Source organism: Lutimonas halocynthiae, from assembly GCF_030409835.1.
GTDB classification, from domain to species: Bacteria; Bacteroidota; Bacteroidia; order Flavobacteriales; family Flavobacteriaceae; genus Lutimonas; species Lutimonas halocynthiae.
In genome coordinates this window covers 956,467-969,228 of sequence record NZ_JAUFQO010000016.1, presented here as the reverse complement: position 1 = coordinate 969,228, position 12,762 = coordinate 956,467, and the positions used below count along the sequence as shown (strand labels likewise).

Genomic DNA, 12,762 nt, shown 5'->3' with positions numbered 1-12,762 from the left:
TAAATTTTAAATCTAGACGGTTTTTTTTATGTCTTATGCTGGTGCTCTTAATTTAATAAAGTCTACGATTCATTAATGCCAAGTCTGGAAGATGCAGTGATATCTTCTTTCCCAAAATCGGCATTCAAATATTTGAAGTAACCAACTATTCCAATCATTGCCGCATTATCAGTTGTGTATTCAAATTTTGGAATATAAGTGGTCCATCCCAATGTTTTTTCCATGCTTTTTAAGGAGGATCTAATTTCAGAATTAGCCGAAACACCTCCTGCGATCGCTACATGCTCAATCTTTGTTTCTTTTGCCGCTTTCATCAATCGCTTCATTAAAATAGTTACAATAGTGCGTTGAACCGAAGCGCAGATGTCATTTAAATTCTGTTTTATGAAGTTGGCATCTTTCTTTTGCTCTCTTTGCAAAAAATAAAGAATGGCTGTTTTAAGTCCACTAAAACTAAAATCCAAAGGATTCGCTGTTTTAGGTTCGGAAAAATTAAAAGCCGTTGGGTTTCCTTCTCTGGCATATTTATCAATTAATGGCCCTCCAGGGTAGGGTAGCCCTAATATTTTAGCAGTTTTATCAAAAGCTTCTCCGACTGCATCGTCAATGGTTTCTCCTAGAATTTCAAAATTATTATAGTCAATAACCTTTAATATTTGAGTATGTCCACCACTTATGGTCATGCAAAGGAATGGGTATGGAGGTGCTTGATGACCTTCTTCTTTTATAAAATGAGCCAAAACATGAGCCTGCATATGATTCACAGGAATTAAAGGTATGTTTAATGCGATAGATAATGATTTGGCAAAAGATGTTCCAACCAGTAATGATCCCATCAAGCCAGGCCCTTGGGTAAATGCGATGGCATCCAATTGATTTTTAGTAATGCCAGCCAGTTTTAAAGCCTGATCCACTACTGGAACTATATTTTGTTGATGCGCTCTTGAGGCCAGTTCAGGAACAACGCCTCCATAGGCTGCATGAATCTTCTGGCCTGCAATAACATTAGATAAAACCTCATTATTTCTAAGGACTGCGGCTCCTGTATCATCGCATGAAGACTCTATAGAAAGTATGTGAATAGTTTTTTTTTGCATTAGAAAAATTTAGGCACAAATATTGTACTTTTAAAAATGCAAATTTAGAAATAAAAAATTATCAAGCGTTTTAAAAAGATAGTAATTCGTATTTTTTTGATAGGCAGTTTACTGCTTGTAATGTTGAGTGTAATACTCTCCTTTTCAAGCGTTCAAACTAGTCTTGCTAGATTTGCGACCAATCGACTCAACAGCGCTTATGGCACATCTATTGCCATCCAGAAACTAGACCTTTCTTCAATAAGGAATGTGGCATTGAAGAATGTGTTGATAAGAGACCATCATGGGGATACCTTAATTTCTGCAGAAATACTAGAGACTTCTGTTTTGAATTATCGGCAGTTGTTCAGCAGTGAATTAAAATTCGGTGATATTTATTTGAAAAACGGCAAGCTTGTTCTTAAGACTTATAAAGATGAATCGATAAATAGTCTTTCGGTATTTGTTAATAAGTTCAAAACGGATAGCCTGAAGGAAAGTAAAACCTTTAGGATGTCTTCCTCTTCAATAAATGTTGAGAAAATCAATTTTTCCTTGTTTAATGAGAATAAAAAAGAGGGCCCAATCGTATATTATAATGAAATTCATGGAGATTTTGATGATTTCAACATAGAAGGGTCGAATGTAAGGGCGAAGGCTCGAGACATTCGGGTTATTGAAAATCATGACGTTGCCGTTACGAGTTTCACAAGTGATTTTAGTTATTCAGATACGAGGATGGAATTCGTGAATACGCGCCTGGCAACTCAGGGCTCAGAACTGTTGGCAGATGTTGTTTTCACCTATAATCAGGGAGATCTATCCGATTTCACGAATAAGGTTCAGATTGATGCAGATTTCAAGAAGGCAGATATTGTTCTTTCAGATCTGAAAAAGTTATACGGACAATTCGGGCGGCATGATAAGATTCATTTTACGGCGAAAGCCAAAGGGACTATAAATGACTTTGTTATTGAGGATATCGATTTGGAGTCAGATCGAAATTCATCGCTTCGGGGGGATGTGCATTTGAAAAATGTACTCTATCCTGAAAAATTCAAACTAACTGGAGACATTAAAGAGCTAAGCTCAAATTACGACCATTTGACCAACCTTCTCCCTGGTCTTTTAGGAGATAAGATACCAAAAGAGTTAGAGAAAATAGGCTATTTTTCGAGTAGTGGAAAAGTGAATATCACCAGGTCTTCTGTTGATATTCAGTTAAGGACTATAGCACAGATGGGAATGTCAGATGTTGACTTAAATCTTACTGATATTGACAAAGGTGATATGGCATCCTATAAAGGGAAAATAGAACTGGTAGATTTTAAATTAGGCGAATTTGTCAGGGATAGTTTGATAGGTGAATTCTCGATGATAGGAGAAGTGGAAGGCCAGGGTTTTTCAATTGATAAAATCAGTATAGGGATTAAAGGCCATATTTCTAAGCATCAGTATAAGGGATATACATATTCGAATATAGATATTAACGGGGTGTTACGCGATAAGCAATTTGATGGATATCTAAGTGTTGACGATCCAAATATAAAACTTGAATTTAAAGGGCTTGCAGAATTGTCAGATATAAAGAAATTTAATTTTGAGGCCAATGTGGCTCATGCTGATTTTTTAAAACTGAATCTATTTACAAGAGATGAAAAATCAATTCTCAAGGGCGTTATCAATATGGACCTTAGCGGAAGCAGTCTTGATAATATTGAAGGTGAATTGAGCTTTAAGGATGCATCATATTCTAATCAGAATGATGATTACTATTTTAAAGACTTTGAGATTACTTCCAAGAATATGGATTCTGTGAGAGAAGTAAGCGTGAATTCAACCGATATCGTCAACGGCTTTGTACGAGGTAATTTTAAATTTCGTCAGCTAAAAAAATTGGGAATGAATTCTTTGGGGAGTTTATTTGTCAACTATGAAAAAGATGCGGTGACAGCTGGTCAATTTTTAGATTTCCGATTTAATATTCATAGTAAGATTATCGATGTCTTTTTTCCTGACCTTCAATTAGGCCCTAATTCTATTATCTATGGATCAGTTGATTCTGATAATGACCTTTTTAAACTTACTGTTAAATCTCCTAAAATTGAAGCTTACAATTATACAGTTGATATGATCGACCTTCAGGTAGACAATCAAAACCCATTGTATAATACACTTTTAAGCATAGACGAAATAGATGCTAAGTACTATAATTTATCTCAAATTAACCTGGTAAATGTCATGTTGAATGACACCTTATTCATGAGAGCCGATATGATCGGTGGAAGAGAACATCAAGAAAAATATAGCTTTAGTTTTTACCATACCTTCAATGAGCAGAACCAATCTGTTTTAGGAATGAAAACCTCAGAATTGACATTTAAACAAAACACCTGGTATATCAATCCTGAAAATAATGATCAGAATAAAGTGGTCTATGATAAAGACATAAAGACCTATGCTATAGATAATTTCAATATGATTACAGGTAATCAGGAGGTTAATTTGGCAGGATTGATTACTTCAGATCAAGAAAAAAATATTGATTTGCGACTTAATAATGTGAACCTTGACGACATAACACCATCAATAGATAGTGTGGCTTTAGACGGTAAGGTCAATGGCTCGATCAATTTAAGAAGCATCAACAATAAAATCTTACCTATTGCTGATTTGGCTATAAATTATTTTAGCATAAATAATGACTATTATGGTGACTTGATTTTCAAAGCGGAGTCTGATCAGAATATTCGAAATTATACATTTGATCTGCAATTGGAAAACGCTGACCTGAGAACTTTTAAGGCGCTAGGTGCTATAGATTTAAGTGGTATTGAGCCCACTATTTTAGCATCTGCTAAGTTAGACCGATTTAGAATAAATGCCTTTAGTCCGCTTGGGAAGAATGTTTTGTCTAAAATCAGGGGTTATGCTAGCGGAGAGGCAATGATTACAGGGAGTCTGGCGAACCCGGATATTGGAGGTGAAATTACATTAGTAGAATCTGGTTTGGAATTGCCGTACCTGGGGGTCAATTATGATTTTGATGGCGCATCAAAGGTGAAGCTGTATGAACATACTTTTGATTTTCAGTCTTTCAAAGTTGTTGACAGGGATAAAAAAACAAGAGGTGTAATCAGTGGCACTATTACCCATGAAGCCTTTAAAAAATGGTACCTAGATCTTGCACTAAGTACAGATAATTTACTCGTATTGAATACCGAGGATAAAGAAGGGGCTTTGTATTACGGAACCGGATTAATTGGCGGTAGTACAACGCTTAAAGGATTTACCGATGACCTCGTGATCAACGTAAACGGCACAACAAATGCGGGTACTGAGTTTATTGTACCCTTAGGGAATGTGAGTACTGTGAACAGCTCTCAGTTGATACATTTTGAAAATATTGAAATTGAAGAAGGAGAGGAGAAAAGACAGGAAATTGTATTTGAGAAGTTGAAAGGGCTCACACTTAACTTTAGGTTAAATGTTACAAAGCAGGCAGTAGCCCAAATTGTTTTGGATAAGTCAACAGGGAGTATTTTAAGGGGATCTGGAGACGGAAATCTAAGATTGAACATTGACACGAACGGAAAATTCGAAATGTTCGGGAACCTTATTATTGACAACGGAGAATACCAGTTTAAGAATATAATTAATAAAGATTTTGTAGTTCAAAAGGGAGGTTCAATTATTTGGGGTGGAAACCCTTATGACGCCCAGGTTGATATCACAGCTATAAACTATACAAAAGCCAATCCATCAGTTTTACTGGATGACATAGCGAGTTCGCGTAAAATTGATGTAGAATTATATACCATGATCACAGGTAATCTGTCAGCGCCTAACCTTGATTTCGACGTTAAAATTCCAAATGCAAGTTCTAATGTTGCTGCAGAGCTTGATTTTAAATTAAGAAATGAGGATGACAAATTAACCCAGTTCTTTTCTGTGTTGGCCACAGGTGCCTTTGCAAGAACAGATAATAATAAAACTAATTTTGATGGCAATGCCGCGATAGCTGGTACTTTGGCTCAGAAGGCCTCACAACTTCTGTCAAACATGTTAGAAAGCGACAACGATAATTTTGAAGTAGGTGTTACGTATGATATTGGAACAGAAAGCAGTGTACAGGATGTAACTACCGATGATCAGCTAGGCTTAGAGGTTTCCGGAAGAATCGCTGATAAAGTGATTGTGAGCGGAAAAGTTGGTGTTCCGGTTGGTTCAAATACCAATTCAAACGTAATTGGAGAAGTAGAAGTCAAAGTTCCCTTGAATGATGCAGAAACGTTCCAGGCCAAGGTGTATAACCGGCAAAATGAAATTGAATTCGATGTAACTGATGGAGAGGGGTATACTCAAGGTGTTGGTATTTCATACCGATTTGACTTCAATAATGGCAGTGAATTCATGGAAAAGCTAGGTCTGAAGAAAACTGCAGAGGAAAAGGAAATGACAAAGGGACAGCGGGATAGCCTTCGTGCTGAAAAGAAGCTTGGGAAACAAGAATTAAAAGAAGAGAAAGCATCAGCTAAGCTAGAAGAGGAATAGTTGAGATCTTGGTATTTCAAGTTTTTCACCTTATTTATTGTTATCTATCTAAGGAATTTTGTCTTTTGTAGAAAAATGAACCTTACATTAGGAATTAATCTTACTTTTATTTTCGATTCCCCACAAACTGATCAAATATTAATTAGTACACGCTAAAACTCAAAATATGTCAAAATCGTCCTCTTTTGTTCCATTAATGATCATTGCTGCCTTATTTTTTATATTTGGTTTTGTAACATGGATCAATGGCGCACTGATACCATTTATGAAAACCATTAACGAATTGACTGCGGCTCAATCATATTTAGTGGCTTCAGCTTCTTATATATCCTTTGTGGTGATGGCTTTACCATCCTCAGCAATTTTATCAAAAATAGGTTATAGAAAAGGAATGTCTATTGGTCTTTTTATTATGGCTTTAGGTGCATTGGTCTTTATACCAGCAGCAAATGCAAGAGTATATTGGTTGTTTTTAGTGGGAATTTTTATTCAAGGTGCGGGTATGACACTTTTGCAAACCGCATCAAATCCATATGTAACTATTCTTGGACCCATCGAAAGTGCGGCAAAACGTATTTCGGTTATGGGAATTGCCAATAAAGTTGCAGGAGCTCTTGGATCACTCATTTTTGGAGCCTTATTGCTTTCGGGAATTGATGAGGTAAATGAAAAGTTAAAAACAGTTAGCGGAGAGGAAAAGAATCAATTGTTAGATACCATGGCAGACAGTGTATTTATGCCATATTTGGTCATGGCAATTGTGCTGGCTGTCCTTGGTGTATTGATTAGAAAGGCACCGCTTCCTCATGTTGAAGCAGCTCCGACCAAAGAAGAAGAAGAAGGAAAAACAGCAAAGACAAGCATCTTTCAGTTTCCACAACTTATATTGGGAGTAATTGCCCTATTTATGTATGTAGGGGTTGAGGTAATTGCCGGTGATTCTATCATCGCATACGGCCTATCACTAGGCTTACCTGTTTCACAAGCGAAATGGTTTACGACCTTCACCTTGTTCGCTATGGTAGGAACTTATGCCTTAGGCGTTATTCTTATACCAAAATACCTTAGTCAAACGGCAGCTCTGAAAATTAGCGGTATTTTAGGAATCATTATTAGTTTGATCATCGTTAATACTTCTGGTTTTACTTCAGTATTATTAGTAGCTTCATTAGGTGTTGCAAACGCTTTGGTTTGGCCAGCGATTTGGCCTTTAGCAATAGATGGTTTAGGTAAATTCACAAAAACAGGAGCGGCATTTTTAATCATGGCTATTTCGGGTGGTGCGATTTTAACTCCGCTTTATGGAAAGCTTGTAGATTATTTAAAAGAAGTTTATCTAGCAGAAGGTATGGAAGAGGTTTTGGCCACTTCTCATTCGGCGAACCAAGGTTATTGGATTCTCTTGCCAGCCTATATTATTATATTCCTATATGCTTTTAAAGGGCATAAAATTAAATCCTGGAATTAAAAAAAAGGAATGTGCTTTGCATTCCCTGTTGAAATCTACACAAATTTCAATCTTATATTTGAGCAAGTATAGCAAAATGGAGTAGCCTGAGAAACTACTCCTTGCTATACATTATAAAATTAGTAGGCTTATTATTTTTATTTACGAAATGAGGAAGCTATTTTTGGTGTTTAACACCAACCATTCGTATTGAGCACTTTTCTGATTTTTAGTATTATCGTTATGTACTTTGGCCTGATCATGGCCATTTCTTATTTTACTTCCAGAAATAGAAGTGATGACTCCTTTTTTACAGGCGATCGTGAATCTCCCTGGTTCTTAGTGGCCTTTGGTATGGTTGGCGCAGCCTTATCTGGCGTTACTTTTGTTTCGGTGCCCGGAATGGTAGGGAACAACAGTTTCTACTTTTTTCAGTTTATTATGGGAAATGTTGTGGGTTATCTTTTTATAACCTTCGTGTTGATTCCTCTTTATTACAGATTAAAACTTGTTTCAATTTATGGATACCTGCAAGACAGGTTTGGTAACAAAACATATAAAACAGGCTCTTTATTTTTTCTGGTTTCACAGTCATTTGGCGCCTCATTGAGATTGCTGCTGGCCGCCAAAATCTTACAATTTGCGTTTTTTGATAAATTGGGTATTCCTTTTTTCTTAACAGTAATCATCATCTTAATGTTGGTTTGGTTGTATACCAATAAGTCAGGGATTAAAACCATCGTTTGGACGGATGCCATGCAGACCTTCTTTTTGATCCTGGCTGCAATAGTTACAATTTATTCCATCACTTCTATCATGGGGCTTACATTTGGAGAGTCAGTGAGTAAGGTGGTAGCGCATGATTATTTTAAAGTCTTTAACTGGGATAGCATATCAGGAAATAATTTTTATAAACAATTCATTGCCGGAATTTTGATTGCCATTGCGATGATGGGGCTCGATCAAAACATGATGCAAAAAACCCTTACCTGTAAAAATCAATGGGATGCTCAAAAGAATACCTTGACGTTTAGTTTAATATTGGCTTTAACCCAATTCTTGTTTCTTGGGCTTGGAATATTACTTTATATCTATGCAGACAGCATTAATATTACCCTGCCTTTAGCTGAGCAAGGACAATTTCTGGATACTGATACATTGTTTCCTAATTTAGCTATTAACCACCTTGGCCTTATAACGGGAATCAGTTTTTTATTGGGAATTATCGCTGCTTCGTTTTCGAGTGTTGATTCCGCGCTAACAGCCCTGACTACGTCCTTTACTTATGATTTTCTTGACATGTCAACTAAATCAGGCAAGGAAAAGAAAAAGTTGAAAAACTATGTTCTTTTCGGGTTTAGCGTAGTCGTGTTTTTGATCATCATGCTCTTTTCAGGAAGTAGGGGTGATGTTATATCGCTAATATTTAATGTTGCAGGATATACTTACGGACCGCTATTAGGATTGTATCTGTTTGGAATGTTCACATCGATTTCAGTAAAAGACAAATGGGTTCCTTTGGTGTGTATTGCAGCTCCGATTTTGACTTATGCCTTAAGTCTTTACCTGAAAAAAAGCATTAATTTTGATTTTGGATTTATTAGTATTGCTGTCAATGGTATGTTTACCATTTTAGGACTAATAATAATTAGACAAAAAAAGAAAATATGATAATTGGATCAACAACAGAACAAAGTTCTTCTTATGATAATTTGGAGGAGATGAGTGTTCATGAACTACTTCTGAACATGAACAGTGAAGATAAAAAGGTGGCCTTGGCTGTTGAAAAATCTATTGTTCAGATCGAACCATTGGTGAATGAAATTGTGAAAAAATTCAAGCAGGGTGGTCGTTTGTTTTATATTGGGGCAGGAACCAGTGGCAGATTAGGTGTCTTGGATGCTTCAGAATGCCCTCCAACGTATGGCGTACCGGATAATTGGGTTATTGGCCTTATTGCTGGAGGTGATGGTGCACTGAGAAAGGCAGTTGAAAATGCCGAGGATGACCTTGAGCAGGCTTGGTTAGATTTAAAGACCTATGATATCAATTCAAAAGATGTGTTGATCGGTATTGCGGCTTCAGGAAGAACTCCTTATGTAATAGGGGGTCTAAGGGAGGCCAATAAACATAAAATAATCACTGGTTGTATTACCTGTAATGCTGGCTCAGAGGTAGCGAAGGAGGCTAAATTCCCAGTTGAAGTTGTTGTAGGGCCCGAGTTTGTAACGGGCAGTACTCGGATGAAATCTGGAACCGCGCAAAAGCTTGCTTTGAATATGATTTCTACATCAGTCATGGTCAAGCTCGGACGAGTGAAAGGTAATAAAATGGTGGATATGCAGCTTTCAAATGAAAAATTGGTTGAAAGAGGCACAAATATGGTCGCGTCAGAACTTGGGGTTGAGAAGCAACTTGCTGAAGAACTATTACTGAAATATAAAAGTGTAAGAGCTGCTGTTGATCAATACAGAAAGCTACATAAATAAAAACCAAAAGATCGATTTGATAATTTACGCTACTTCTGTCTGACAAAGATTGAATTGATAAATGAAAAAACATACAATGGAGAAACGTTTTGGTTTAATAGGTAAAAACATATCCTACTCTTTTTCTAAAAATTATTTTACAGAAAAATTTAAGTCACTTGATTTAAAGCATTTTGAATACGTTAATTATGATTTGGAGAAGATTGAATATTTTTCAAAAGATGTACTTATAGATAAACCTATTTTAGGAGGTCTTAATGTGACGATTCCATATAAAGAATTGATCATGCCATTCATGGATGAAGTGGATGCTGAAGCCAGAAGTATTGGCGCAGTAAATACCATTAAAATATTAAGTGATGGAAGATTAAAAGGATATAATACTGATGCTTATGGTTTTGAGACCTCTCTTAAGTCTTGCTGGAAGGGGAATGAACAAGGAGCCTTAATATTAGGAACAGGAGGAGCTTCTAAGGCCATAGCCCATGTGTTGCAGAAATTAGGAATTCCGTTTCTTTTCGTGTCCAGAGCTAAAAGCAATGACCAAACCATATCCTATCAGGATTTGGATAAAAAACAGATCCTTGAGCATGAATTGATCATAAATTGCAGCCCATTAGGTACTTATCCTGATGTCAATGTAAAACCAAACTTGCCTTATGAGTTTTTAACTGAAAGACATTTGTTATTCGATTTGATTTATAATCCAGAGATGACTGCATTTCTAAAAATGGGATTAGAGGCTGGAGCTATTGTAAAGAACGGGAGTTCAATGTTAAAGCATCAAGCTGATCGAGCTTGGGAAATCTGGAATTCATAGAATAAAAATAGCTACGCAACCTATTGAAATTTGTCCATCTTATTTTTAACATAGTTTTGCGCTTTGCTGGGCTATTAGTATCTTTCAGAACTTTTTTAAAGTAAAATATAGGAACCTTAAACATGAAACAATGTTAGACGAAAAGAATGATCAATTATCATCAGATTCCGCCGGAGGCGAAATTAACAAAGAAAATGAAGCTACTCCCTTGAAATCCAAGGAGGTTGAACAAGAGAGCGATGATAAAAATAATGAAGAGGCTGATGCAGATATAAAAGTCAGTGAGGAAGAAAAAATTGAATCTGTTGAAGAGGCAAAACCTTTAGATAAAGAAATAATTGAAGATGCCACGGAAGAAGTAAAAGAAGAAGTGGCTGCTGAAGTAAAAGAAGAAGTGGTCGCAGAGGTTAACGAGGAAGTGGTTGCAGAAGTAAAAGAAGAAGTGGTTGCAGAAGTGACTGAGGTGAAAGAAGAAAGTAAGGCTGAAGAGGTTGAAGTCGAAAAGAAAGAGCCTGTTGTAGAACCTGAAAAAGAGGTAGTTGAAGAGCCTAAAGAAACTCCTGAAGTCACTGAGAATAAAAAAATCAGCGAAATTCCTGTGTTTGATCTGGCCATAATGTCATTGGATGATATTGTTAAAATGATCCGACAACTGTTGAGTGACTTTGAAATCAAGGATGTCAAAAATCAGATTGAAAGTTTAAAAATAGATTTCCAGAAAAAATTCAGCAGCTTCATTATGGAGCAAAAGGAAGCTTTTATCAAAGCAGGTGGTGAAGAAGCAGAGTTTTTCCTGTCGGCCCCTGTTAAACATAAATTTGACGAATTAGTTGGAGAGTATAAGAAGAAGCGTCAGCATTTTTATAAGGAAATAGAGCGAACGCAGAAGGAGAATCTGGAGCTTAGGTTGAGTTTAATTGACGAGTTAAAAGCGTTGATTGATAATGCCGAATCTTCTACAATGTATAAGAATTTTAGAGCCTTACAAGATAGATGGAGAGAAGTAGGTCAAATTCCACATGCAAAGTATAATGACGTTTGGAGAACTTATCATCATCATGTAGAGCGGTTTTACGATTTACTTCATTTGAATAATGATTTCAGAGATCTGGACTTCAGACACAATCTGGAAGAAAAAACCAAATTAATTAAAAAAGCAGAGGCCCTATCAGAAGAGGAAGACGTAAATCATTCGTTTAAGGAACTACAGATTCTTCATAGAATGTGGAAAGAGGATATCGGACCTGTTGCACGTGAATTAAGAGAAGAAGTTTGGCATAAATTTAGTGAAGCCACTAAAAAGATACATAAGAAAAGACATGATTATCAGGACCAACTTGATGAGAAATTTAAAGCTAATGTTGGTTTAAAGCTAGCTGTAATTGAAAAAATAAAATCAATTGATGGCAGCGGAAATGCAAGTCACAAAGACTGGCAGCAAAGTATTAAGAAATTAGAGGCACTTAGAGATGAGTTTTTTGCCATTGGGAGGGTTCCTAAATCTAAAAATGAGGAAGTCTGGCAACTTTTCAGGGAAGCAACCCGTAAGTTTAATTCTGAGAAAAATAGTTTTTATAAAGGAATTAAAAGTGAGCAGACAGATAACTTGAAAAAGAAACTGACTTTAGTTGAACAAGCAGAATCATTGAAAGAAAGTGATGATTGGGTTATGGCGACTGAAGTATTCAAGAAGGTTCAGGCTGAATGGAAAAAAATCGGACATGTTCCTCGAAGAGATTCGGATAAGATCTGGAAACGTTTTAAAGATGCATGTAACCATTATTTTGATAGATTGCATGAGAAGCAGAATGATGTTGATAAAGACCAATCTGCTGTTATAGACAAGAAGAAAGAGTTTATGGAGACTCTTAAAAAGGAAATTGAGGAAGGAAAAGATTTAAGCCTTGAATTTGTTCAAAAAGGTCTTGATCAATGGAGAGCTCTAGGTGTGTTGCCGCAAAAGGTAAAGCATATTGATATTAAATTCAATAAATTACTTGATAGTGCGTATAAGAAATTGAACATTGATAAAGATGAGGCCAGTTTTTTAAGATTTAGAAGCACAGTAGATGGTTTGCTCGATCAGAAAAATGCAAGAAAACTAGATAGTGAGCAACTGTTCATTAGAAGAAAGATTGACGAAATTACTAAGGAGATTAAGCAATTAGAGAATAATATTAGTTTTATCTCGAATGCGAGTGCAGATAACCCTTTGGTGAAGAATGTCTATAATAATATCGAGGAATACAAAAAGTCATTAGCGATTTGGAAAAGAAAGATCGATTACATGAAGAAAATGGAATATTAAAACAAAAAAAAACCGCTCTTGAGCGGTTTTTTTTTGTTTTAATAAACTGCTTCTAATAGAAGCCCTAT

General features: G+C 36.1%; 7 protein-coding genes. 6 read left to right on the top strand and 1 reads right to left on the bottom strand.

Features of this window, described 5'->3' with window-relative positions; translation table 11 throughout:
- Positions 1-62: 62 nt before the first annotated feature.
- A complete protein-coding gene (tsaD, locus tag QWY87_RS17455) occupies positions 63-1,097 on the bottom strand; it encodes a tRNA (adenosine(37)-N6)-threonylcarbamoyltransferase complex transferase subunit TsaD (protein ID WP_290293618.1) in 1,035 nt (344 codons plus the stop codon).
- A gap of 120 nt (positions 1,098-1,217) precedes the next feature.
- Between tsaD and QWY87_RS17450 the strand changes: the two genes are divergently transcribed.
- The 6 genes from QWY87_RS17450 to QWY87_RS17425 all read left to right on the top strand — a co-directional run bounded on the left by QWY87_RS17450 (position 1,218) and on the right by QWY87_RS17425 (position 12,694).
- The gene (locus QWY87_RS17450) at positions 1,218-5,630 is read left to right on the top strand and encodes a translocation/assembly module TamB domain-containing protein (RefSeq protein WP_290293617.1); all 4,413 of its coding nucleotides are present in this window, start codon (positions 1,218-1,220) and stop codon (positions 5,628-5,630) included.
- A gap of 166 nt (positions 5,631-5,796) precedes the next feature.
- The gene (locus QWY87_RS17445) at positions 5,797-7,098 is read left to right on the top strand and encodes a sugar MFS transporter (RefSeq protein ID WP_290293616.1); all 1,302 of its coding nucleotides are present in this window, start codon (positions 5,797-5,799) and stop codon (positions 7,096-7,098) included.
- 189 nt (positions 7,099-7,287) lie between these two features.
- Positions 7,288-8,748, top strand: coding sequence for a sodium:solute symporter (locus tag QWY87_RS17440; RefSeq protein ID WP_290293615.1), 1,461 nt, complete (start codon positions 7,288-7,290; stop codon positions 8,746-8,748).
- Positions 8,745-9,566, top strand: coding sequence for an N-acetylmuramic acid 6-phosphate etherase (gene murQ / locus QWY87_RS17435; RefSeq protein WP_290293614.1), 822 nt, complete (start codon positions 8,745-8,747; stop codon positions 9,564-9,566). Before QWY87_RS17440 ends, murQ begins: the two co-directional genes overlap by 4 nt.
- A gap of 61 nt (positions 9,567-9,627) precedes the next feature.
- Entirely contained in the window at positions 9,628-10,386 is a 759-nt protein-coding gene (locus QWY87_RS17430; RefSeq protein ID WP_290293613.1) for a shikimate dehydrogenase family protein, read from the top strand.
- A gap of 130 nt (positions 10,387-10,516) precedes the next feature.
- Entirely contained in the window at positions 10,517-12,694 is a 2,178-nt protein-coding gene (locus tag QWY87_RS17425; RefSeq protein WP_290293612.1) for a DUF349 domain-containing protein, read from the top strand.
- Positions 12,695-12,762 lie beyond the last annotated feature (68 nt).

What these genes read in the sequence shown, in the direction of transcription:
- murQ (WP_290293614.1), top strand. Translation starts at nt 8,745, where the DNA reads ATGATAATTGGATCAACAACAGAACAAAGTTCTTCTTATGATAATTTG.
- QWY87_RS17450 (WP_290293617.1), top strand. Translation starts at nt 1,218, where the DNA reads ATGTTGAGTGTAATACTCTCCTTTTCAAGCGTTCAAACTAGTCTTGCT.
- QWY87_RS17425 (WP_290293612.1), top strand. Translation starts at nt 10,517, where the DNA reads ATGTTAGACGAAAAGAATGATCAATTATCATCAGATTCCGCCGGAGGC.
- tsaD (WP_290293618.1), bottom strand. Translation starts at nt 1,097, where the DNA reads ATGCAAAAAAAAACTATTCACATACTTTCTATAGAGTCTTCATGCGAT.
- QWY87_RS17445 (WP_290293616.1), top strand. Translation starts at nt 5,797, where the DNA reads ATGTCAAAATCGTCCTCTTTTGTTCCATTAATGATCATTGCTGCCTTA.
- QWY87_RS17430 (WP_290293613.1), top strand. Translation starts at nt 9,628, where the DNA reads ATGAAAAAACATACAATGGAGAAACGTTTTGGTTTAATAGGTAAAAAC.